Genomic DNA, 23,610 nt, shown 5'->3' with positions numbered 1-23,610 from the left:
CCCCGAAGCTGCTTCACCCCACCCCGGCTTTGGCTAACGCCAAAACCTCCCCTCCCCTTACCAAGGGGAGGGGATTAAGGGGTGGGGTAAATCAACGTGGAATAAACGTTTGAACGTGATTGTTGACACGCATGGCTTCTAGCCCGTCCTATAAACTGGGCGGGCAAGATGCCCACCCCACTGTTAGGGGATAATTTATTTGTTGGAAATCCCTTAATACTCGGAGCCCGAAGTTCTGATACTCGTCGCTGAGATTTTGATACTCGTCGCCGAGTCTCAAACACTCGGAGCGCGAAGTTCTGATACTCGTCGCCGAGTCTTAAACACTCGTGGTTGAGTCTTAAACACTCATCGCTGAGTCTTCAACACTCGTCGCTGAGTCTTCAACACTCGGAGCGCGAAGTTCTGATACTCGTCGCCGAGTCTTAAACACTCGTCAACCAAGTTCTGATACTCGTCGCTGAGATTTTAGGGACTTCCAAATAAAAAAATATCCAACTTTTTCTTGTGGGATGGGCATCTTGCCCGTCCTATAAACTGGGGAGATTAGATACCATTGGTGTCAACTTAAGCCAAAACCCTGTCTTTAATCTCGTGCGCGGTGGTTCCACCTGGAAATGCCCTTAAAACAGTGAACAGTGAACAACTGATAACTGATAACTGATAACTGGTAACTGTTGAAGCGGCTAGCAACGCAAGTAAGGCAGGCAGAGCCTCCCAATAGGCATTCCCAGCCTCAGGCTGGGAACGAGGCAAGGCTGGGAACGAGGCAAGGCTGGGAACGAGGCAACGCAAGTAAGGCAGGCAGAGCCTCCCAATAGGCATTCCCAGCCTCAGGCTGGGAACGAGGCAAGGCTGGGAACGAGGCAAGGCTGGGAACGAGGCAACGCAAGTAAGGCAGGCAGAGCCTCCCAATAGGCATTCCCAGCCTCAGGCTGGGAACGAGGCACGCCAAAACCTCCCCTCCCCTTACCAAGGGGAGGGGATTGAGGGGTGGGGTAAATCAACGTGGAATAAACTGGGGAAACCAGATGCCCACCCCACTCTCATTGGATAATTTATTTGTTGAAATATTCTTTACGACCAATTGCGCTATTGTGAAGCTGAGTTTACCTGCGCACACCTTCTCCATTATTCATAGAATAGCATAAAATCCACATTTTTTGTAAGCAATTCCCCCTTGAGTTACGACAACACCTGCAAATATCTCGCGGAAAACTACCCAGCCGATTTTGCCAGATGGTTACTCTCCTCTGACACCTCAGATATCGAAGTCCTGAAAACCGAACTCAACCTAGAACCAATCCGCGCAGATTCAGTCACCTTCCTGCAAATCTCCAACCAAATCCTGCATTTAGAACAGGACTTACGCACTGAAAACCCGAAACCTCGATCCCCCCGCTAGCCCACGCCAGTCCGCTCAACGGGGGGAACCCCCGCACGCGGCTGGCTCCCCTTAAAAAGGGGGGAATCTTAAAAGCCCCCTTTTTAAGGGGGTTGGGGGATCTCTTCTGCGTAAGTCCGATAGAATTTCAAACTTCACCAAAATCCACACCGCCACTCGACTTTCGCATGCTTGATTACTACACAAGATTGAAACGACAATACTGGTGTGACATTGAGCAAGTGTTGATTTTCTTACAAGCCACTTCCTCAGAAATTGTCTTTAACACTCAATATGTGGACAGAAAAACCAGACACGAGTATCGAGTCATTCGTCTGTGGGAGGAAGATCCAACACCACTGCTGGCTAACCCCGCACTCCTACCACTGGCGACGTTGGCTAGAACCGACTCACCCCAGGACTTATTAGAACAAGTCGCCGCTGCTGTCGATATGATTGAGGAAAGGGACGAACGACAGAATATATCAGCTTGCGTACAGGTTTTAGCTGGTTTGAGGTTTCCAAAAAATTTGATTACACAGCTATTTAGAGAGGAAGTTATGCAAGAATCTGTGATTTATCAAGACATTTTGCAAAAGGGATTGCAGCAGGGAGAACAAAGAGGTCTACAAAAAGGAGAGGTAGCAGTCATACTGCGTCTTTTAATACGTCGGTTTGGTGCAATTGAACCAGAGATAGAACAGCAGATTCAGACTTTATCCATCACTCAGTTAGACGAGTTAGCTGAGGCACTGTTGGATTTCTCCAGCCAAAGCGATTTAGTCAATTACCTGGTGAATATCTCTCCAGCGCAACCGAACCAATAAGATAAAGCGAGTCGTACCCCAATACGCTTGGTGATAAGACCAGAATCCTTATCAGGAACACAATGTTGAACTCTCGGATGGCGCGTCTCTACACACATGATTTTTTACACATCAACCTTAACTGAACGTATTGAGTCGTAAAGCGGCGATCGCCCTTTAAGACGCTGCGTTACTTTGTGCCTTCGCCACGCCTAACACCACTCAACTACAATAAAGAAAGATAGACTTTGTTGAGATTTGTATAGTTAGGATAAACTATCATGGCTGCCGCCGTTTTAATTGAAAATTTAAAAAAGCGCTACGGCACGGTTGAAGCCGTGAAGGATGTTTCCTTCAAGGTAGAACCAGGGGAAATCTTTGGTTTACTCGGTCCCAATGGAGCGGGAAAAACCACTACCCTGCGTTCTTTGTGTACTCTCACCACACCGGATGCGGGTATTATAGAAGTATCTGGCATATCTGTTATTAATAACCCTCGGGCAGCAAGAAAACGGCTAGGTTATGTCGCCCAAGAAGTGGCACCAGATAAAGTACTGACTGGGCGGGAACTTTTGCAACTGCAAGCAGCGCTGTATCACTTACCTGGCACAGTGGCAAAACAACGAGTGAACACGATGCTGGAGTTACTCGGGTTGCAGGAATATGCTGATAAAAAGACTGGCACTTACTCTGGCGGCTTACGCAAACGCCTAGATTTGGCAGCGGGATTACTTCATGCACCGGATGTCCTGGTTTTGGATGAGCCAACGGTAGGACTTGACATAGAAACCCGTTTTGTGGTATGGAATTTCTTGCGGAAGTTGCGAGAAGCTGGAACAACCGTAGTGATTACCAGCCATTATTTAGAAGAAATTGACGCTTTGGCTGATAGGGTGGCGATTATTGACCGTGGAGTTGTGATTGCCACTGGGACACCTTCTCAGTTGAAAGATAAAGTGGGGGGCGATCGCATCACTTTACGAATCCGCGAGTTTTCACCCGTTGAGGAAGCCGAGAAAGCCAAAGATTTGCTGAAATCTTTGTCGTTTGTTCAAGAAGTGATTATTAATAACGCTCAGGGGAATTCCCTCAACTTAGTAGTGACACCGCAAAATGATGCTTTGATTTCCATCCAACAATCGCTGAATTCCGCTGGTTTACCGATTTTTGGTATTGCCCAATCTCGACCGAGTTTAGATGATGTTTACCTAGCAGCGACGGGACGAACTCTGATGGATGCGGAACTGGCGGCTGCTGGAAGTCGCGATCCCAAGGCTGAGAAGAAGCAGAGTATGAGATAGATATTAGGGAATGAGTTCGTAGTGAGCGCTTAAGCGCTTACTACAAACCGAATTTACAACTAACAAATGTAGAGACGCGCCATGGCACGTCTCTACAACTAACAATTAACAACTAACAACTACTATGAGTGGTACTGTTTCACCTCCAAAATCTGATATTAATTGGCAGCAAGTCGCGTCACCCCAAGCATATGAGGTAGAGACTGCTCCTAACGTATTTGGTGAATTTGTGCAAGAGACGCTGGCTTTGACTCGTCGCTTGTTTATTCAATTGCAGCGGCGTCCCTCAACGTTAATTGCGGGTATTATTCAGCCGGTGATGTGGTTGGTGCTGTTTGGCGCTTTGTTTCAAAATGCACCGAAAGGCATATTTGGTGATACCACAAATTATGGGCAATTTCTGAGCGCAGGTATAATTGTTTTTACTGCATTTGGTGGGGCGCTGAATGCTGGCTTACCCGTGATGTTTGACCGAGAATTCGGCTTTTTAAATCGTTTGCTGGTAGCGCCACTAGCATCGCGGTTTTCGATAGTTTTTGCTTCGGCTATCTTTATTATCAGTCAAAGTTTGGTGCAAGCAGCCGTCATTGTGACAGCAGCAGCGTTTTTAGGGGCTGGTTTACCAGATGCAGCAGGTTTGGCAACAATAGCTTTAATTGTCTTCCTCTTGGCATTAGGCGTAACTGCTATCAGCCTTGGTTTGGCTTTTGCCTTGCCTGGACACATCGAACTCATCGCGGTTATTTTTGTCAGTAACCTGCCATTGTTGTTTGCCAGCACAGCTTTAGCTCCTTTATCCTTCATGCCCAAATGGTTGCAGGTTGTAGCTACCCTTAATCCCCTGAGCTATGCCATTGAACCAATTCGCTATTTGTATTTTCACAAAGATTGGGCATTAAATAGCGTAGTGATGCACGCTTTTTGGGGTGATGTCACCTTTGGCGGTGCGTTGCTGGTGTTGCTTGGCTTCGCCGTTGTAGCTTTATTGAGTATTCAACCCCAACTGCGGCGGACTCTTGCTTAAGATAAAAGCATTACTTATTTTAAGGTAAAAACTCATCCGCACTCCCACACCTTGAGGGTGTGGGTTTTCAAAATTCTTGGAGGCTTTTATGAAAATACCTTTTTTACCGCTTAAGCAACTATTTGCAGTCACCTTTGCAGGAATGAGCTTTACTTCCTTAGTATTGCCTCAACCCAGCTTAGCTCAATCCAGAAGTATCCTGCAAGACCTCAATCCACAACAGGCTGACGATCCATTGTCACCTCGCAGCGATGAGGTGAATAATATGGGTGCGTTTGGTCTATTACATCGCCTTCAACAAGGAACTACGGTTTGGAATGCAAATGAACAGAACCAACAACTGAATGACGCTGCAGCTGCGTTCAGAGCAAAGCAACAACAATTGCTTCAGCAACAGCAAACTCAACAGCAGCCAAACCAACCACGCTTTCAGGTGACTACGCCTCAGACGACTAAGTGAAAAAACTTGGGGAGGATAAGGAGGACGAGGAAGTTATCCCCCTGTCCCATCTCCTTATCCCCTGATCTCGTCTACAGCCCCAATGCAGCTAAAACATCACTAGCATGGGTAGATGTGTTGACACTAGAGTCAACCTTGATGATTTTGCCGTTACCATCAATCACGTAGGTAACGCGCTTGGCGTATCCACCACCATCAACATCGTATGCTTGAATCAAGCTTTTATCGGTGTCAGCCAGTAGCGGAAAATTGAGATTATATTTTTGGGTGAATGCCTGGTGGGAGGCTTCATCATCTGCGCTGACTCCCAATATCACTATATCTTTGCTCTTGTATTGGTCAACGGCGTCCCGAAAGCTACAAGCTTGTTTGGTACAGCCTGGTGTGTCATCTTTGGGGTAGAAATACAAAACTACCGTTTTCCCCTTAAAATCAGATAACGAGACAGTGTTGCCGTTGGTGTCTTTGACGGTAAATGTAGGTGCATCACTACCAACTGCTAGTGCCATAGTTTTAGTATCTCTCGTATACAAGGTTAGTTGCAGGGCAAGTCATGTTAACAACATGGTTCAACTTTCCCTGACGAGTGCTATTGTATCAAAGTTTGTCTATTTTTTTTAAGTGGCGTCTACTACAGGTATTCCATAGAAGTCAGAATTCAGCTTGGAACTCCACCTATAACGGGATATTTCACAAATATTGAAATGTTATCCGGTTCCTTGAACGCAGCCCGGCTTGTACCACTGATTCATCTCCCACCCCCACGCGAATTCCCAAGCTAATACCGATTCAAAAAATGTTTGCGACAGATACCCCACCCACGAAGAGAGCGCACCCTCCCCGATTCATGGGGAGGGTTAGGGAGGAGTATTTTACTATGTGTTGCATTCTTTTTTCAAATTGGTATAAGTTCTGAGTTCTAACCGATGTACTCTTGTTAGTCAAAAGGTTGTCTATTGCCGATAGGAGTAGGTAGTAGATAATAGGTAATATGTGAAGATTTGTTGGATTAGGTATCTCCTGCTACAATTTACTTAGCAGTAGATATCTCTCTTTAAAGAAAATTTATCAAGAGAGCCATAATGCCTGTTGTCGATTCTCAAAGCCAGAAAACCTTTTCCTACGCCCAGCCTACGCTAAAACGAGCTCAAAGAGCGCTAGTGTGTTCTCCCTTCAATCTTGGTTTGTTTGAAGCGATGCGCTCTCGTCGTGTAGCGATAAGTGAGATGATTGGTAATTCTGGTGTCCAGAAGGACTTCACGAAACGACCTCTGTCAGAATTGGCAGCAGATAACGCTTTGGTGTGGCTAATCCAAGTGGGTGTACTGCGCCGCGAAGTTGATGGTCAGGGTATTACAGACAGTTTTCGGCTGACTCCCCTAGGTCGCCAATTGGTGGAACAATCTCAGGGTAAAGCTTGGGGTAGTCCTACATGGGGCGATCGCCTTTACAATGCTGTCATTCGTTGGTTTAGACTACCCTTTTAGGATTAAGGGTCAACAAGAGTTAAGAGTGGGGAATCAAAGGGAACAATAAACACGGAAGTTTCAACTCAATTCATGAAGTCTTGATCATACCTATCCGACTTCATTGGTGAAATCTTGGCTCTTTAGTCAAGAGTCCAAAAACTTGTAACTCATGACTAATGAGTCATAAATCACCCTTAACCCTTTAAGTTCACACACCCAATCTGGAAAAACAGATATTTGGTTATGAAAGCAATTATGATAGTGGGAACGACATCCCATGCAGGGAAATCACTGTTAACCGCAGCTATTTGTCGCATTTTGTCGCGGCGTGGCTGGCGAGTGGCTCCCTTCAAAGGTCAAAATATGGCTTTAAATGCTTATGTTACCGCCAATGGAGGGGAAATTGGCTACGCTCAGGCGGTACAAGCTTGGGCTGCGGGAGTTATTCCTTGGGTAGAAATGAATCCAATTTTACTCAAACCCCAAGGAGATATGACCTCGCAAGTCATAATCAAGGGAAAGCCTGTGGGCAAAGTGAGTGCTGCCGAGTACTACGAACAATATTTTGAACTAGGGTGGCGGACAATTGAAGAATCGCTACAGCATTTGAGCACAGAATTTGATTTATTGGTTTGCGAAGGTGCTGGGAGTCCTGCGGAAATCAACCTCAAACACCGAGATTTGACGAATATGCGGGTGGCAAAACACCTGAATGCACAAACTCTACTGGTTGTTGATATTGACAGAGGTGGCGCTTTTGCCCATGTCGTGGGAACTTTGGAGTTACTGGAGCCAGAGGAACGCGCTTTAATTCGGGGTATAGTCATTAACAAGTTCCGTGGACAGCGATCGCTCTTAGAACCGGGAATAAAATGGTTGGAAGAACGCATTGGTATTCCTGTTATCGGTGTTATCCCTTACTTGGAACAGGTATTTCCCGCTGAAGATTCTCTAGACTTGTTAGAACGTAGAGTCCAAAAATTACAAAGTGAACTTAACATCAGTGTTATCCGCTTACCGAGAATCTCTAACTTTACCGACTTTGACCCATTAGAATCAGAACCTACAGTCGGAGTGAGATACTTAAGTCCCAAGCAAGAATTAGGACATCCTGATGCCGTGATTATCCCAGGGACAAAGACCACAATTCCTGACTTGTTGCTACTGCAAAAAAGTGGTATGGCAGAAGCAATTCAGCACTACGCAGCAGCTGGTGGTACAGTTCTTGGTATCTGTGGTGGGTATCAAATATTAGGTCAGATGATAGCCGATCCAGAGGGGATTGAGGGACAAGCTGGTAGATATCAAGGACTGGGCTTATTACCGATAAAAACTGTGATCACAGGACAGAAAATTGCCCGCCAGCGCCAAGTCAGCTCGAATTATCCGCAAATGGGCTTACCCGTGATTGGGTTTGAAATTCACCAAGGGCGATCGCGCATAGAAATTCCCACAACAGAGCCTCAGAAGTACCATACTCTGTTTGACGATGCTAATTTAGGTTTGGTGGATAATTGCTTATCCGTTTGGGGTACTTATCTCCACGGTATTTTTGACAACGGTCCTTGGAGACGTGCTTGGTTAAACCGCTTGCGTCAACAGCGGGGTTTAAAATCTTTGCCTACGGGCGTTGCCAATTACCGGGAACAAAGAGAGCATATTTTAGACTCTCTTGCAACTGAAGTTGAACGCCATTTAGACTTAACACCGTTTTTGTCTTAAGGATGGTTTTCATGAGTGTTCGCGTCCGGTTTCTACCAGATGATATTACAGTTGATGCCGAAGTGGGAGAACCACTGCTGGATGTAGCAGATCGGGCAGGTGTGTTCATTCCCACTGGCTGTCTGATGGGGTCGTGTTACGCTTGCAGTGTGGAAGTGGAGGACGGAGATACCATCCGCGCTTGTATTGCCGCAGTACCACCCGGACGCGAGCAATTGACGATAAATTTGTTTAGTGACCCGACTTGGTAATGGCTTCATACAGTGGCGTTGCTGATTTGAAGTATGAATTCAGTTTTGTCATGCTTCATTTCGCGCTCGCTACATTCAGCATCTGCGAGATTTTTCGCTTCACTTCGTTACGCTCAAAATGACAATTCATATCCTGATTCAGCAACGCCCATACAGTTTATAGGTGTGCTGAAACACAACTACAAGCAAATGACCAGTTGATCAGGAACTACCAACGAAACCGTTATGAGCACTTGTAGGTGAGCGATTTCGTCGGCAGAACTTTAACACTATTACTCATGACTAACCGATGGCAAAAGCTATCTCAGCAATACAGCTTTCGATAGATCCCTGTACTACTGATTACTGGAAATTAGACTTTTGAGTTCGGAATCTACCTGGTACAAGTAGTTCTGGTTAGTTAGAAAGTGTGATGGTAATTTGTTGTCCTCAATTGCAGCTTGGACAAGCGTTTTAGCAGTGATACTTCCAGATTGATAAGCACTAAGCAGGGCTGCGTAACTGGGAATTTTATACTGCTTCAACTCACCTTGATAAGCCAAGAAAACCAGATTCTCTGGTTTGATTTTATAATCTGAGGTACTCTCGACCGTAGTTGGGCTAACTGTTGTTGTTTGTGCTTGTACAATGGGCGCTGTGGTAGCAGACAGAAGCAACAGCGATAGACTATTCAGAATTAGGTGTTTCATAGTATAATATCCAAAAGCATGAACTATTCAAGTCAAAAAAATTGTTTAGTAGCAAAAACTGAGCCTGGGACTTGCTTATGGTACTGAGGCTTGGTAAATGCTCAAACTTTTGACCTTTCGTATATTATTTGGCTTATTTGAAGAGAAATAAAGGCTAGATATACCAGTTAATCTGCAAGTTAGCAATAATTTAGCAAGACAGCATAACACTCAATCTAGGACATTGAGAAGAGTAAAATCAAGATTGAGCCGTTAAGCTGCAACTTATTGAGGTTATCCCAACTAGAACTTGCGTTTATGCACCAAAACCCCGAGTTTCGATCTCCGAGACTCGGGGTAACATTGACTACATTTAATTGACTACATTTAGATGATGACTAGGATTGATTTGATTTCGCCTTAAGAGCATATTCTCGAAACCTTTCCAAATCCGCTTTAATAGTTGATTCTACAGCACGTCCCAAAAACAAATTATCCATAATTTTCCCTATGATACCGGGGATAGCATAGGCAACGCTAAGTTTAACAATACTACTACTGTGGCGGTCATAAAAACGCACTGCTCCCTGATTTGGCAAACCATCCACCGATTCCCACTGGATGATTTGGTTCGGGACAACTTTGAGAATGCGGGATTTCCAAGTAAACTCCAAACCGCCAGTGTTGAGCTTCCACAAAGATATCTCTGGATTATCCTTTGGAACCGTCACTGAATCAATCCACTTCATCCACCGGGGCATTTGCTCCAAATCAGCCCAGAGGCTCCATACTAACTCTATGGGAGCCTCTACCTCAACCTGCACACTATGCTCCAACCAATCTGCCATATCTGTTATTCCTTGGCGTCCTTAGCGCCTTGGCGGTTCATTTCTTCAGATTCTCCAAAATCGCCTTCGCCGCACGCCTTCCCGAAATTGTTGCACCCTCCATACTATCGATGTAATCCTGTTGCGTATAACTACCCGCTAGGAAGAAATTAGAAATCGGCGTCTTTTGCTGAGGACGATAAATATCAACTCCTGGTGCTTCTCTGTACAGAGACTGAGCAAGTTTTACCACACTGTACCAAGTCATATTTAGCTCCCGCGAGGAGGGGAACAACTGATGCACTTGCTTGAGGACGTGTTGGGCGATCGCCTCATTACTTTGCTTAATAAACGGATCACCTGGTGTCAGAACTGCCTGCAATAGTGAACCTTGTCCTTCCCTGTAATAATCTCCAGGGCTTGTCAATGCCAAATCAGAAAAACACGAAAAGTCAGCATCAGCAGTATAAAGCAAATTATCAATTCCTGCTGCATGGTTGAGTTGTTTGCGCTCTTCGGCATCATGCAGTTCCGTCACCCAGCCATCAAACCGCAACTGTACTGTTGCTACTGGCACACATTCCAATTTATATATATTTTCAAACTCTGACCACTTGCGCCACGCTTGAGGCAGCAAACGCTGGATTCCTGGGACATCACAGGCAGCGACATAGGCATCAGCTGTGATCACTTCTTCTGTATCACCATCAGCCACTACCATTCCAGTGACACGCGTTTGGTCTGCCTCTTCAGTAAACTGTATTTCTCGCACTCTCCGACGAGTGTAAACTTTTGTCCCCCTAGCTTCGAGATACTCCAAGATAGGCTTGTGCAGGTACTCATAAGGGGAACCTTCCAGCATTCGCAGTTTCGACGCTTCGGTTCTGACTGCGAATAACTGAAAGACTGTTAGCATACAACGGGCAGAAATATGTTCGCAATCGATAAAACCGAGGGCGTAGGCGATGGGGTTCCACATCCGCTTGATGCTACCATCATTACCCCCATGACTGCGGAACCAGTCGGCAAAGCTGACTTTATCCAAGTCACGAATATTTTTCATCGCGCCGTCAAAGTCTACCAAGCCGCGTACTATAGGGCTAGTTCCTAATGCCACTGCATTTTGCAACTTATCCAGCAACGAAAGTTGGGAAGCGGTGAAAAATGCTTTTAATCCATTAAAAGGCGCACCCATGATGAAGCGAAAATCTAAAACACCAACTTTTCCCCCCTCATTAATGAAGGTGTGGATATGTTCCTTAGGGCGCAGGTTGTCCAACGCCCCCACTTTCTTCATCAATTCCAACATCTGGTAGTAGTTGCCAAAGAAGACGTGCAACCCCATTTCAATATGGTTGCCATCGCCATCAACCCAGCTGCCCACTTTCCCACCCACAAACGGACGGGACTCAAAAATGTGGACTTCACAGCCAGAATCCGATAAATCGACAGCGGTTACTAGCCCAGCCAGTCCCGCACCTACGATTGCAACGCGCATTCCGTCCTTCCTTTTCAGTTTCATTACAAATTGTAACTGGGTTGGTGTCGGAATTTGCCACTTATATCAAGTTATGTGTGAGGAAGTGATAGTCAGTAGTTGTGAGTCGGTCGTCAAAAACCTTTGGATTGTTGACTTCAGACTTTAAACTCTAGAGTGTCTCCTTAGCGACTTGCTTCTTTAGCCTCCTCGGAGGAGAGCGGCAGTCCTCGGATCAGCTCCCGGATGACATCCGTTGCAGGTCTACCCGTCTGCCCACAATACTTTTCCAGTTTTTCCGCCTCCTGTGCTGCTAAATTGACAGTGATACGTTTTACAGCCCATTTCTTATTTGTCATTTGATTGTACTATCTGCTGGTTGTTAACATCATCAAAAGAAACTAACTAGACGATGAAAAGGATAAGATTATCAGAGTTTTTGTCAGGAAACAAGTAATTTGGTTAAGACCAAAAAATTGTTCAATTTTGATAAAGTATGCTTCATTTTCCAATAAAGTCTAAATAGAGAACTCCTTTAATCGCTCTTGTGACAGGAAAAATAGCGCACACTCGTTGCTAAAAGATTAAACTCAGCAACAAGATGAATAAAGCCTGACTATGAATTTTATAAATTTAGTTGAGATATCTTCTGTCAACCAAATAACGAATTTTAATGTTGGTAGTTACAAGAGCATTTAAGTTTGTCTACAGCCCAAGTTAACCAAACACTCTAGTCATAAAATCATAATCTTACTTGGCAGCTACCTTGTATGCACCTTCTAGTGGCATCTACAGGTGGTTCCCAAGAACTTTAAAGTAGGCACCGACAAGCAACTGCTCCCAAGAGGAAACCTGTTTTGTGAACATTTGCGTGGTGCCATGAAAGTGCATACTTACAAAGTTGATAACTTTGGAGTCAAGACTTGTGCATTTTCTTCTTATCGCCCCCACTTCTACACTATTCCATATTTGGCAACTCATGGGGAGTCACCCGAATAGCTAGGAGTTCCAACCCCTGTTCATCAGGGAGATGACCTTCTTCCTTCGAGTCTCATCACCCAAGAAAAGAGGTTAGAAGCACTTTGCGAGGTGTAGAGATGCAAAGCTGTCTGGGAATTCTAAGAATACACTGCAATCTCCCACAGATTCATGAGCTATGGATTCATGCAATGTCGCTTAGCTTCCACTGATAGCAGGGCTTCAGTTTTGTCCCAAACTTTTTATTAACATTCCGTAATAATTATATTAATTTACGGGTTGTTTTTTCTCACCTTGCTTGTAGTGCTACCTTGGTTAAATTTAGGGTGCAATTCGTTTCTATCTCCAGAGCATCAATTTGGAGATTCTGGAAATAGCATTGAAACGACAGCCGCCTTAAAACCCAACATTACCATTATTTCCTTTGTTTTTTTAGTCTTTGATTTTATCAATTCAAACGTTTTCTAACAATTTGAATTTATTGCCATAATCTTGCATAAATGAAACAATTAACTGATTACATTGTATATCTTTTTTAGAAGAGATTTTAGTCTTTACTAATTTTTCATCAATGGTATGAAAATTCTTAATTTTACTTCAATCATAAAATATTATTAAAGCCATCATAAAATTTTGAACAACAGTTTTTAAAGATTTTGAAAAAACAAAATTACAAAAACTTTATATTTGGCAATATTTCCCACTGGCACGACATTTGTAAATTAGATGCGGGGCAATGTATTGTCATCTAAATTAGAGTTAGTGACTGCTGACTAACTGGTCACAGATGGAATTTGCATTTATAAGCAGATATTAATGGTTGCAGAGAAGCCCAAGAAGACATGGGAACAGGGATACCAAGAAAAGAGAATTTTGAAGAAATTTGGTCAAATCTCCTCTTCATGTCACTGAAGAGTGTCCATCAGCCTTATCCCAAAAATCTGGAATCTCAATCCTATTGTGATAGCTTCAAGGAAAGTTGAAGATGAGATGGTGTAATTCTTAGAGTGTCAATATTGATTTGAGTGTTGCGTACTGAGTCTGCACTAGTGCTAACCACAAAGACAAATTTACTACGAATACACTAAAGTTTTACTAACAAAATTTAAAGTGCCGCTTATATGTATTTTTTTCGACATTTGAGCTAAATAATGCTGTGACAGCACATGATTTTTTTATCTATTTTATAGGTTTAAAAGTTTAAAAAATTATAAATAAAATTTTTGTTTAGTTTTTTTAAAATAAATAAACACTTTAAGAGTAAACAATACGTTCGCCAATTTCTGAAAAGCCCCAGAGGCTAGAAGTCTGGACGGCAATTGCTATCTCCTAAGCCTAGCGGCACCACAGGCATAGGGCTTACAACGGGGGGAACCCGCCTTTAAAGCCAAGGAAGTCCTGTTTTGGAGAGGATTAATGTAGGAGCATTTTGGCGAAGGTCTTGAGTAAAACAACACTATATGGCTACAAGTAGCAGTACTATCACTTAGGCACTGGGCTTGTCTATTCAGACTGAGTGAGAGATATAGGGTAATACCGTTCAGAGAAGAGAATTTCCATGCAACGATAACCAATACAATCTTAGGTTGCATGCAACCTAAGACACATGTACTCTAGGGCACATTCGTGCCACGGTATGCCGTGTGGACACAAAGAGCGATCGCCCAAGGGGCATCCCGAGAGCCAATCGCAAAAAATTTTTAACTGAACCGTATTGGGATACAGGGTAATATCAAGTCCGGATAACCACTTGTAAAAAAATACCCCTCCCCAACCCTCCCCTTGATAAGGGGAGGGTGCCGTCAGGCGGGTGGGGTAAATGTGGAAATTATAAATTTGATAAGGGGAGGGTGCCGTCAGGCGGGTGGGGTAAATGTGGGAATTATAAATTTAGACTGGACAAAATGCCCAGCCGATAAAATATATATATATTTCATCCAAAAGAGAATGACCATCATTCTCTATGCTTTTGCCTAAAGGCTTATTCAAATTGGAGTTGGGGCATGAGTTGGAGAGTGCCAATGCCTAAATCCTTGGGAGAAAGGTAGCGCGCTTCAAACAAAGCCATCATATCTCGTAACTGGGGATTACCACGAGAAGACCCTGTCAATCCTTTGGCAATAATCAAGCCACAGTATCCTTTGGTATTTTTACACCGCTGATTCCATTTTTTACGGGCTTCTACGTGTATTGGATCGTCATCTTCAAACTCACCGAACAGGAACAATTCGCCGTTTTCAGTTTGTAACAAACCTAAGTCATAGCCTTTGCTATCAAAAGGATCAGCACCTGGATTAAAACAAATTGCTTTGAGTCCTCCAGCTTCTTCGATATTTGAAATCACAGTTTTCGCTTTAGGACGGGAAGTTTGAATTAAAATCACGGGCAAACCATCCCCTGCTTGTGTGATTTCTCCAGTTTTGTGATATTTTGCACCTTGATGCAAGTACTCCAACATCTCCCATGACACGACTCCTAAGCTGAGGAATGAGTCTTCTGGTATCAAATCATCTCGTAATGACTGGAACATTGGTGTCGATTCTGACTCCATGTCATCATCCTCGACGTCAAAACCTCCTATTTCCTCTAACTCGGCGGCTAACTGCGGCATGGAACAGACAGTTACAGGCAGTGATTTTGTTGGTTCATCCGATGACTCGGGTAACGGAATGCGATAGCGACGACTGAGGGTAGGGAAGGTGTCATCACTAAGCTGACGGCGGTGATCGCGGATAAAGCGATTTAGGCTTTCTAATGCCACCAAGACTACAAGTGCTTCTTCGTCATATAAAACAGACCGCAGTCCTTCTAAAGGATGGATGTTACCGAAGGTGGGTTCTATTTCCGATAACGGCAAATCCGCTAAATCGCCGAATTCTTCATCATCATCTTCGTCATCATCTTCGTCTATGTCGTCAGCACTCTCAAAGGTGAGAAACAGGCAATCTTGTTTAAGGAAAGCTTCTTCTAAATGCCCTTGCGATTCGTCTTCTGTTAAAACTGTTGCGCGAAACCGCTTCAACGACTCTTCTGAACGATACAACAAAATGCCATACTCCATCCCCAGCATTCCCATAACTGAGGCGTAGAGTGTACCAACATCCCATTTATTAATTTCTATGGACAAGATTTGCTGTTCTTCTAATAATTCCCAAGGCGCTGCTTGCCAAATTGCAAATGCTTTTTCTCGCAACGCTTGTGCATACTGTGGGGGCAAATCAGGAACTTGGCTATCCAAGATGTCGGTAAACCCACGAAACAGTTCATCAATCAAAGGCAGTTCTGGTACATAGTCAATTGCAATGTCCAAATCCTGTAGGACTCCGCGCAGGTAAAATTGGATTTCGCGGTCTTTGACTACAATTCTTTGAGGGCGAGCAGGTTTTGCTGGACTGTGAGGATGCTCCATTGCTCGCATGAGGGTACGAACAATTGCTTCTGGACCAGTTTCTGCTGCGACTACGTCCATACCCCGGACAATGCCTTGTGAGCCATCTACCCAAAGAATGCATTCGCCCTTTGCCTCTAAGTCTGAGTTGTGAGTTTGTGATGACGACAATGGACGGCGATCGCCCTCCCATACAGAAGGAATTTGGGTTAATTTCTTCAGCCGACGACTGGTAGAGCGATTAAAACTTGTCATAGAGGTAAGTTAATCAAAACAAGCTATATAGAATTAAACTTTCAACTTGGGCTTACGCCTCGGATCAAAACTCTCTGGCTGTTTGTGAACAGTGGTCGCTGCTGGTGGCTACCACAAGGCTTGAACTTCAAAATATCAAATCTCTAAATACATTGAATCTCTCAATTCTAGAATAAAAATCTTTGTGTGCTTTTGACGCAGTGTTTACAATTTGCATTCCTGTGGCATTAATGTCGCTAGAATGGATACAAAAACCTTTACAGCCACCAAGCGGTAAGCTTGGTGTTGAAACTAGAGTGCTTGCCCCCACACAGCCATGCTCACACCAACTGATACCATTTGACTTTAAGGTTGATATATATGGGCAAGCAGTTGTTGAGCAGCAAAGGCAAGGGGAGTCAATTGTATCAGGATTTTTGTGAAACGGTATAAGGAATAAGGAGTAAAAACAGCAGATGACACAAGCAACTCAGTCTCAACAACGGGGAATTCTATTGAGCGAAGCCGCATTGCGTCAGGTGAAATTCTTGCAAGATCAGCAAGGCGGCAAAGACCTATGCTTACGGGTTGGAGTGCGTCAAGGTGGCTGTTCCGGAATGTCTTACTTGATGGATTTTGAAGACCCCAGCAAGATTACTCCTCAAGATGAAGTTTTTGATTATGATGGCTTCAAAATTGTTTGCGATCGCAAAAGTTTATTATATCTCTATGGTTTAATGCTAGATTATAGCAACTCTATGATTGGCGGTGGTTTTCAATTCACTAACCCCAACGCCAGCCAAACCTGCGGTTGCGGGAAGTCGTTTGGTGTGTAATATAGTCATTTGTCCTTTGTCATTTGACGAAGGACTGATGACTGGTGACTAATGACTAATGACTCATGACTAATACAGTTGACTCTCTGTTTGATACAGGTTTAGAACGTTATAAAGCCGGAGAAGAAGCTTCAACTCTTATTCCTGTGTTTAAGGATCTGTGCGATCGCGCTCCCAGAAGTAGTCCTGCTTGGACTTGTCTAGCGTGGTTGTATTTACTAGATGACAAACCCAACCTTGCTTACAAGGCTGCACAGAAGGCGGTAAAGCTCAATCCACAAGATGCCCAAGCACGGGTGAATCTTGCTGTTGCCATGCTGGAAACAGGTCAAAAAGGTTTGCGACAACACGTTGACTTTGCACAACAGTTGATTTTTGTCAACCCAGACTGGCGAGAAGAAGTCAAAAATAGCATTGAAGACGGTTTCAACAGAAAACCAGACTGGCAAAGTTTGGCAAAAGTCAAAAACTGGCTGTTTCCCGAGGAATAATTGCTAAACAGTCCCACATCTACAGTCAATAGTCTAAAGCTATTGACTGATAATTAATCACTACTATGAAAGATAAGTTTTTAAGCTGGCTAAACTTGGTTTTAATGGCAGATGTGTTCCTAGTTTTGTTTGGTTTTGGGTGGTTGGCGGTTGCAGCTATTGGTAAAGCAGTAGGAGTCCCACTGGGCTTAGATTTGTGGCACACGCTTTGGCAACCTGTATTTAACCCGGCTATTGGCATCCTTATGGCTGGTGCCATCATCAGTGGCATTGTTAATTGGGTTTCTCAGAAATTCCTCAAAACTGGTAATTAATGATTGGTATTAAAATATAGCGGTTCTGGTGTTGAGTGCAACACATCAAGAAATAAGAACCACAGATGGACACAGATGAACACAGATAAATAATTATAATTACTTCATCCCAACGAGAAGCACTATAGTTATCAGTTATCAGTTATCAGTTACCAGTTATCAGTTATCAGCTTTTTGTTCACTGTTCACTGCTTACTGGTCACTGTTCACTGTTCACTAGATTTCTTGCAAAAGTTAATTATCTTTAAAAATAAACCACTCATGGAACACAGATAATTTATCGGTGTGCATCTGTGTTCCATGAGTGGTTCTATATAAAAAATACTTTTGCAATTCTCCTAAAAAACTGATCAACCAAGAGGCACAGCGGTTCAGGAGTTGCGACCACAGAAGAATCCCCACGAATGAATTCGGGAGCAAGAATCAATCCCTAATGCTTCATTCCTAGGATTTGAGAATTTTTACCAGTGCTGGTTCCAAATTGGGATAGTTGTACTTAAATCCACTTTCTAAAGTACGTTTGGGAACGACTTGTTGACCTTCCAGAACGACCATTGCCCCGTCCCCTAAAAGGGCTTCGAGAGCAAATGCCGGAACAGGTAACCAAGAAGGACGATTCATGACTTTTCCCATAGTTTGGGTCAATTGAGCCATTCGGACAGGATGAGGGGCAGTGGCGTTATATACCCCTTGCATTTCGGGTTTCGTTAAAGCTAGAAAAATCAGGTTAACGACATCATCTAAGTCAATCCATGAGAACCATTGCTGACCACTACCCAAGGGACCACCAGCGAAAAGTTTGAACGGTGTAATCATTTTACCCAAAGCACCACCGTTACCCAAAACAATACCCAATCGGACAATGACGAGTCGCACGCCAGCATCTGTTACCTTTGTTGCTTCTGCTTCCCAGGCTTGGCAAACTTGGGCAAGAAAATCGTGACCGGGTGAACTGGTTTCATCAAAGGTAGCCGTTTCACTCGTACCGTAGTAGCCAATAGCCGAAGCGTTGACTAACACACTAGGCTTGGGGTCAGCGTTGGCGATCGCGTCCACAATGTTTTGTGTAGCCAGTTTACGGCTGTTTAAGATTTCCTGTTTCCGTTCGGGTGTCCAACGTCCTTCAGCAATAGATTCGCCTGCAAGATTAACGACACCATCACAACCAGAAATGGCACTTTGCCAACCTCCCGATGCTGTTGGTGTGTAGGCAACAATTTCCACATCGGGAAAAGCCGTAGGTGGAAATACCTTTTGGGCATAAGTGGTGTTACGAGTTAACACTAGCACTTTTATACCCTCCACCTGTAGTCGTTCTACCAAACGACTACCTACAAATCCTGTTGCTCCAGCAATTGCTACTTTCATAATCAACCTCCGCCAAACCGCTATTTTAAAGTTTTTTATCCAAGTTTTGGCTTATGCCACCTTAGTTGACTCTGGGAATTTGCTTGTGTGTCTTGTGCTGCTTTTGTCTTTACTCAAAACACAGGTTCTTTAATGAATCTATAATGATTTGGCTTTTAGATGGTTCGGTATTATAGGATGGACGGAGTGTTGCAAGGCTTGGGGCTATTATGGCTCGCTATACGTGTTCATTTATTCTTTCTGTTCCTCTTGACCAACTTCAACCGTTACTTGTAGAACTTCTGCAAGATTGTAATTTGGATGTTCAATACTATACAGCCGATTACATCATGGCGCGTGAAATTCCTGGTCATATATCCTTTTTAAAGTTAGTAACGGTGGAAGCATTGATTGACAAAAGCACAGCTACTGAAACAGAAACCCGGATGAGTATCGTGATTAAAAACGAGGAACTAGCACTTCAGCGAGAGAATCACTGCCGACAAATGTTTGAATATGTTAAGCAGGCAATTGAAGACTGCCGCCATTGGCATCTGATTGAGAGTCTCGCCGGGTAAGTAGCTATTCTTTGCTTTTGACGCTTTCCCGCCTTATAAGGATGCTCCGGGTGAAAACCCTTGGTGTCCGACTCTTGTCCTATACATCCGATGAAAGCTGCCATCGATGCGTTTACGCCTGAGTCAAAAAATGGGACTATGAAATGGTCAGTACAAGACATAAAAACCTACCCCTGGACTGGGGGAAAGTACACCGCTAAAAGATTGTTCGGAGATATCACTACGCACCTTGTGTGCAAACGTGCCGTAGCGTGCGAATCTGAGAAATCAGGATATTAAGACAGCGATGTCTTAAGAATTTCTGCTCCTTTAGAACACAGAGTGTCAATCTGTAAAGAAAGGCGTCTGCTTGGGCTAGCTCAATGATAAGGCTAGCTTATAGCAAAACGCCCCTCCAAAAAATGTGCAAGCTGACAGTAGAAATATTCCAGAATCAATATGGCTTCAGTCCTCCAGATCCTCGGTCATGCCGGGGTTTATTAGTGTAATATCATACTCACTGGAATCTGTTTGTCCTCCTGTGCGCATACTATCTCGCAGTAGGTAATAAATAGCACGTACTTGAGGTCCAAAAACGATTTCGTCCTCATTTTTCAGGTCATGAGCGGGGATCTTCCGCCCGTTATTAATCATTAGACCATTGGAACTAGGTTTGCCTTTGGCATCACCATCGACAATCCGATAATAATAGCTATGCTTCTTACCATCGCGCGGTAGCCTAATGAGTGTGGCATGGCGGCGCGAGACAAACTGCGAGATTAAACGGATATCGCAGTGGGCGTCCCTACCAATGGAATATACGGGGCGATCAAGAATAAATTCTTTGCGTCCTTGATCGTCTTCTATTATCAGTAGATGGCTTTCATTTGTTTCTGCTGCCATTGAAAAATCGTTGCTAAATTCGTCGGTTGAACTGTTATTAATCAAGATTTGTTTCGTATTGTTTGCTGCCATTCTTTAAGTAAAAGTCTATGGTAATTATCTTATATGCTTTTAAATTGCTTAGTTGTTCACAAGAGTAGAACAAGCTGTCCTACTCTTTTAACTACTGTGGGCGTTGCACCCGTCTCAACAGGTTTTGTGCGTCTCGAAACACTTAACTACCGACCTAGTTTAACGTGAGATTGGCAAAACCAAATATTTACGCTCACAAATAATACCTCGAAACGAGGAGATTAGGAGCGATGAGCAAAACGTCGTAATAAAAGGGAATTCGTGACGACACTAACAGAGCTAAAAGCCATTAATGCAGCTGCACCCGATGGGCTTAAGACAAAACCTAAACTTGGCAACAAAACACCAGCTGCCAAAGGAATGCCAAGAGTGTTATACGCAAAAGCCCAAAATAAATTTTGACGGATTTTGCTCAAAGTTGCACGACTCAGTTGTATGGATTTTACAACATCAGTTAAGTTATCCCGCATCAAGACAATTTCCGCTGTTTCCATTGCAACATCAGTGCCTGAGTGTAAAGCAATACCTATATCGGCTTGAGATAGGGCTGGAGCATCATTAATGCCATCTCCTACCATCGCGACAATAGAGCGCTGAGTACTTCCCTTTGTTAAGCGTGCTTGTAATTCTTCAATGGCAGCAGCCTTCTTCGCAGGGAGAACGCCAGCCATGACATCAGCAGCATCCAGTCCGAGTTGTTTTGCTGTCACACTTGCTGCTTGTTGTGTATCTCCACTGAGCAACATCACCCGTAAACCCATGTGGCGCAACTCGTCTAGTGCTGCTTTAGCATCTGGTCTTAGGGTATCTTGAACAGCAATCAGTCCGGCTACCGCGTCTCCAACTGCTACGAAAACTACCGTTTTCCCATCTGTTGCTAGCTTGTGAGCCTGTTTTTGTGCAGTTTCACTGACAGAAATTCCGTGCCAATGCAACCAGTCACAGTTCCCTAAAAGCACCAAAGTGCCTTCTACGACAGCAGAGACACCAAGCCCTGGTTCGGTACGAAAGTCCACAGCATCTGGGATAGATAACTCTTGGCGTTGCGCTTCTTGCTGAATTGCCGTTGCTAAAGGATGAATAGTGCCGATTTCTACTGCTGCTGCCAGTTGTATGAGCGATTGGGAATGATTCTCCAGTCCCTCAATTGGTAGGCAATCTGTGACTACGGGACGACCTGTGGTAAGAGTACCAGTTTTATCAAACACGACTGTGTTTAATTCGTGTACTTTTTCTAAAACGTCGCCGCCTTTGATCAGCAAACCCCGTTCTGCGCCAATAGCTGTTCCTACTAAAATTGCTGTTGGTGTAGCAAGCCCTAAAGCACAGGGGCAAGCGACTACCATTACGGCAATTGCTAGCTTTAAACTCACAAGGAGCGGGGTGTAGATCGTGGGGTGTGAACTGTGAGGCGTGCTGAGTAAGGAGTGGTGAGAGATTTGCATGGCATACGACATAATTGCGTGATGCCAGATGTGCGTGCCGAAAAAGTACCAAAAGACAAATGTTAACAATGCCGCCGTTAATACACCGTAAGTGAAGTACCCAGCGACTGTATCTGCTAATTTTTGTACCGGCGCTTTACGGGTTTGTGCGGCTTCCACTAAGGCGACAATTTGAGCCAAAGTCGTATCACTTCCAGTGCGGGTTGCTTCAATGGCGATCGCTCCTGATTGATTGAGTGTCCCTGCTGTCACGAAATCTCCTGGTTGCTTTGTCACTGGCACCGCTTCTCCAGTTAGCATGGACTCATTTACAGTTGTTTGCCCATCAACGACTTTACCATCGACTGGAATTTTCTCTCCTGGCAAAACCTGCAACCATTCACCAACGCGCACCACCTCAGCGGGAATTTCTACAATTCCGTTATTGGAAGACAACGCAGCAGGCGATTCCGTCGTTTTAGGCTTGGCAATCAATCGCGCAACAATCGGCTGGAGGGCGAGCAATTCTTTAAATGCTGCTGCAGCGCGACCTCTGGCTTGTTTTTCCAGTGTCCGTCCTAGTAGGATAAAGCCTAACATCATGACTGGCTCGTCAAAGAAGCACTCCCACCCAAGTTGAGGAAACAGCAGAGCCACCAAGCTAGCGATGTAAGCTGTCAGTGTTCCCAATCCCACTAGAGTGTTCATGTTGGGTGCATTGTGCCGTAAACCCCGCCACCCATCCACTAAAATTGGGCGACCAGGGATGAGAAGCGCTAGCGCTGCCAATCCACAGTGGAACCAGATGTTATGCAAAATCGGTATTACGTAACCACCAATGTTACCTACATGACCAATAAATGACAGGATCAGCAGGACAGCAGCAACGATCAATTGCTGTTTTGCAGACTGCATTTCTCGGCGCTGTCGTTCTGCTGGGTCTTGTATTGATTCTGTCTCACCTACTACTTTCCCGCCTAGTTTCCGGGGTTGAGTTGGGAACCCAGCAGCTGTCAATTGCTTTGCCAGTGCATCCGCATCGACTGCACCAGCTTCCAAATCTACGACTGCTACCTCTGTCGCCAGGTTCACACAGGCGCTCTTAACTCCTGGATACTCAGTAAGCCGACGTTCTACTGCCCTCACACAGCCAGCACACTTCATACCCCCGACATCCAAAGTGATTTTCTCTGTTGTCGAGGCTGGTTCTGGGGAAACGTTAGTTTTCGAGACAATTTGCATGGAAAGTTTTTGAATTTGCTACGATGAAACTTTAACGCCTCTCTAAAAGCGTCTCTAATTCGAGCGTAGGCGAAATCCAAAGCTTTGACATAATGTCAAACTTATTAAGTTTTGTTAAGTTATGGTTGTATAGGGGTCTAGTTGTGTATTAGTTATAAAAAAATTGTTTTTCTTTTGAATTTCTAATTTAATTTACACCTTCAGACCCTATCACCGACGACTCGAACGCAGATAAGTCACGTATATAAGTGTAACTAGCTGTATTGGTATAAGGAGCATCTCGCTTTTCCAAAAAGGATTGACTGCGATATGAGACATAGTGCAGAAATAAGCTAATCCCAATACTGTGAGTAGTGTTAAGGTTATATTTTTACGTTTGAGCGTTAGCATATTGGTACAAATAAAATATTTGTCACTAAAGATAAATAGTGTTTA

General features: G+C 44.2%; 21 protein-coding genes and 1 pseudogene. 13 read left to right on the top strand and 9 right to left on the bottom strand.

The window, feature by feature from the left end; all coding sequences use genetic code 11:
- Nucleotides 1-1,180: 1,180 nt before the first annotated feature.
- The 5 genes and pseudogenes from AACT52_RS16700 to AACT52_RS16680 all read left to right on the top strand — a co-directional run.
- Nucleotides 1,181-1,404, top strand: a pseudogene (locus AACT52_RS16700) (hypothetical protein); the annotation flags it as partial.
- A 189-nt stretch (nt 1,405-1,593) separates the two neighbouring features.
- Nucleotides 1,594-2,211: a DUF4351 domain-containing protein gene (locus AACT52_RS16695; protein WP_339374989.1), complete on the top strand. Its 618-nt coding sequence runs from the start codon at nt 1,594-1,596 to the stop codon at nt 2,209-2,211.
- A gap of 260 nt (nt 2,212-2,471) precedes the next feature.
- Nucleotides 2,472-3,491 carry an ABC transporter ATP-binding protein gene (locus AACT52_RS16690; RefSeq protein ID WP_073632410.1) on the top strand — a complete coding sequence of 340 codons (1,020 nt, stop codon included), beginning with the start codon at nt 2,472-2,474 and terminating at the stop codon, nt 3,489-3,491.
- A gap of 124 nt (nt 3,492-3,615) precedes the next feature.
- On the top strand, nt 3,616-4,515 hold the full coding sequence (locus tag AACT52_RS16685) for an ABC transporter permease (RefSeq protein ID WP_073632408.1): 900 nt from the start codon (nt 3,616-3,618) through the stop codon (nt 4,513-4,515).
- Nucleotides 4,516-4,603: 88 nt separating this feature from the next.
- Nucleotides 4,604-4,975: a hypothetical protein gene (locus AACT52_RS16680; protein ID WP_073632406.1), complete on the top strand. Its 372-nt coding sequence runs from the start codon at nt 4,604-4,606 to the stop codon at nt 4,973-4,975.
- A gap of 71 nt (nt 4,976-5,046) precedes the next feature.
- On the opposite strand, the gene AACT52_RS16675 is transcribed toward AACT52_RS16680, so the two are convergent.
- Nucleotides 5,047-5,484 carry a peroxiredoxin gene (locus AACT52_RS16675; RefSeq protein WP_073632404.1) on the bottom strand — a complete coding sequence of 146 codons (438 nt, stop codon included), beginning with the start codon at nt 5,482-5,484 and terminating at the stop codon, nt 5,047-5,049.
- A 573-nt stretch (nt 5,485-6,057) separates the two neighbouring features.
- On the opposite strand from AACT52_RS16675, the gene AACT52_RS16670 reads away from it, so the two are divergent.
- From AACT52_RS16670 to AACT52_RS16660, 3 genes are all read left to right on the top strand, one after another.
- Nucleotides 6,058-6,462 carry an Npun_F0494 family protein gene (locus AACT52_RS16670; protein ID WP_073632402.1) on the top strand — a complete coding sequence of 135 codons (405 nt, stop codon included), beginning with the start codon at nt 6,058-6,060 and terminating at the stop codon, nt 6,460-6,462.
- Between the two features lie 225 nt (nt 6,463-6,687).
- The gene (cobQ, locus tag AACT52_RS16665) at nt 6,688-8,166 is read left to right on the top strand and encodes a cobyric acid synthase CobQ (protein ID WP_073632400.1); all 1,479 of its coding nucleotides are present in this window, start codon (nt 6,688-6,690) and stop codon (nt 8,164-8,166) included.
- An 11-nt stretch (nt 8,167-8,177) separates the two neighbouring features.
- On the top strand, nt 8,178-8,417 hold the full coding sequence (locus tag AACT52_RS16660) for a 2Fe-2S iron-sulfur cluster-binding protein (protein WP_073632434.1): 240 nt from the start codon (nt 8,178-8,180) through the stop codon (nt 8,415-8,417).
- Nucleotides 8,418-8,752: 335 nt separating this feature from the next.
- On the opposite strand, the gene AACT52_RS16655 is transcribed toward AACT52_RS16660, so the two are convergent.
- From AACT52_RS16655 to AACT52_RS16635, 5 genes are all read right to left on the bottom strand, one after another.
- Nucleotides 8,753-9,106 carry a hypothetical protein gene (locus tag AACT52_RS16655; RefSeq protein WP_073632398.1) on the bottom strand — a complete coding sequence of 118 codons (354 nt, stop codon included), beginning with the start codon at nt 9,104-9,106 and terminating at the stop codon, nt 8,753-8,755.
- A 377-nt stretch (nt 9,107-9,483) separates the two neighbouring features.
- On the bottom strand, nt 9,484-9,933 hold the full coding sequence (locus AACT52_RS16650) for an SRPBCC family protein (RefSeq protein ID WP_073632395.1): 450 nt from the start codon (nt 9,931-9,933) through the stop codon (nt 9,484-9,486).
- Nucleotides 9,934-9,970: 37 nt separating this feature from the next.
- Complete coding sequence (zds, locus tag AACT52_RS16645; protein ID WP_073632393.1) at nt 9,971-11,410, bottom strand: 9,9'-di-cis-zeta-carotene desaturase; 1,440 nt, start codon at nt 11,408-11,410, stop codon at nt 9,971-9,973.
- Between the two features lie 164 nt (nt 11,411-11,574).
- Nucleotides 11,575-11,748, bottom strand: a complete 174-nt coding sequence (locus AACT52_RS16640) for a CopG family transcriptional regulator (RefSeq protein ID WP_073632391.1) — start codon at nt 11,746-11,748, stop codon at nt 11,575-11,577.
- Nucleotides 11,749-14,348: 2,600 nt separating this feature from the next.
- Nucleotides 14,349-16,010 carry a DUF6930 domain-containing protein gene (locus AACT52_RS16635; RefSeq protein WP_073632389.1) on the bottom strand — a complete coding sequence of 554 codons (1,662 nt, stop codon included), beginning with the start codon at nt 16,008-16,010 and terminating at the stop codon, nt 14,349-14,351.
- Between the two features lie 200 nt (nt 16,011-16,210).
- On the opposite strand from AACT52_RS16635, the gene AACT52_RS16630 reads away from it, so the two are divergent.
- The 4 genes from AACT52_RS16630 to AACT52_RS16615 all read left to right on the top strand — a co-directional run bounded on the left by AACT52_RS16630 (nt 16,211) and on the right by AACT52_RS16615 (nt 17,630).
- On the top strand, nt 16,211-16,432 hold the full coding sequence (locus AACT52_RS16630; protein WP_158054663.1) for a hypothetical protein: 222 nt from the start codon (nt 16,211-16,213) through the stop codon (nt 16,430-16,432).
- A gap of 33 nt (nt 16,433-16,465) precedes the next feature.
- Nucleotides 16,466-16,825 carry an iron-sulfur cluster assembly accessory protein gene (locus AACT52_RS16625; protein WP_073632385.1) on the top strand — a complete coding sequence of 120 codons (360 nt, stop codon included), beginning with the start codon at nt 16,466-16,468 and terminating at the stop codon, nt 16,823-16,825.
- Between the two features lie 65 nt (nt 16,826-16,890).
- Nucleotides 16,891-17,316: a tetratricopeptide repeat protein gene (locus tag AACT52_RS16620; protein ID WP_073632382.1), complete on the top strand. Its 426-nt coding sequence runs from the start codon at nt 16,891-16,893 to the stop codon at nt 17,314-17,316.
- 65 nt (nt 17,317-17,381) lie between these two features.
- A complete protein-coding gene (locus tag AACT52_RS16615) occupies nt 17,382-17,630 on the top strand; it encodes a hypothetical protein (RefSeq protein WP_073632381.1) in 249 nt (82 codons plus the stop codon).
- 444 nt (nt 17,631-18,074) lie between these two features.
- Here the strand turns inward: AACT52_RS16615 and thyD are convergent, their stop codons facing one another.
- A complete protein-coding gene (gene thyD, locus AACT52_RS16610) occupies nt 18,075-18,998 on the bottom strand; it encodes a thylakoid membrane protein ThyD (protein ID WP_073632379.1) in 924 nt (307 codons plus the stop codon).
- A gap of 209 nt (nt 18,999-19,207) precedes the next feature.
- Between thyD and AACT52_RS16605 the strand changes: the two genes are divergently transcribed.
- The gene (locus AACT52_RS16605; protein WP_073632377.1) at nt 19,208-19,555 is read left to right on the top strand and encodes a hypothetical protein; all 348 of its coding nucleotides are present in this window, start codon (nt 19,208-19,210) and stop codon (nt 19,553-19,555) included.
- A 444-nt stretch (nt 19,556-19,999) separates the two neighbouring features.
- Here AACT52_RS16605 and AACT52_RS16600 read toward each other — a convergent pair whose 3' ends face one another.
- Both AACT52_RS16600 and AACT52_RS16595 read right to left on the bottom strand, forming a co-directional pair.
- Nucleotides 20,000-20,509 (bottom strand): FHA domain-containing protein, encoded by a 510-nt coding sequence (locus tag AACT52_RS16600; protein ID WP_073632373.1) that lies wholly within the window; start codon nt 20,507-20,509, stop codon nt 20,000-20,002.
- A gap of 221 nt (nt 20,510-20,730) precedes the next feature.
- A complete protein-coding gene (locus AACT52_RS16595) occupies nt 20,731-23,175 on the bottom strand; it encodes a heavy metal translocating P-type ATPase (RefSeq protein ID WP_073632371.1) in 2,445 nt (814 codons plus the stop codon).
- Nucleotides 23,176-23,610: the final 435 nt, after the last annotated feature.

Source organism: Scytonema sp. HK-05, from assembly GCF_963872035.1.
Classification (GTDB): domain Bacteria; phylum Cyanobacteriota; class Cyanobacteriia; order Cyanobacteriales; family Nostocaceae; genus Kalymmatonema.
The sequence above is the reverse complement of the archived record's forward strand: the minus strand, read 5'-3'. Positions and strand labels throughout refer to the sequence as shown.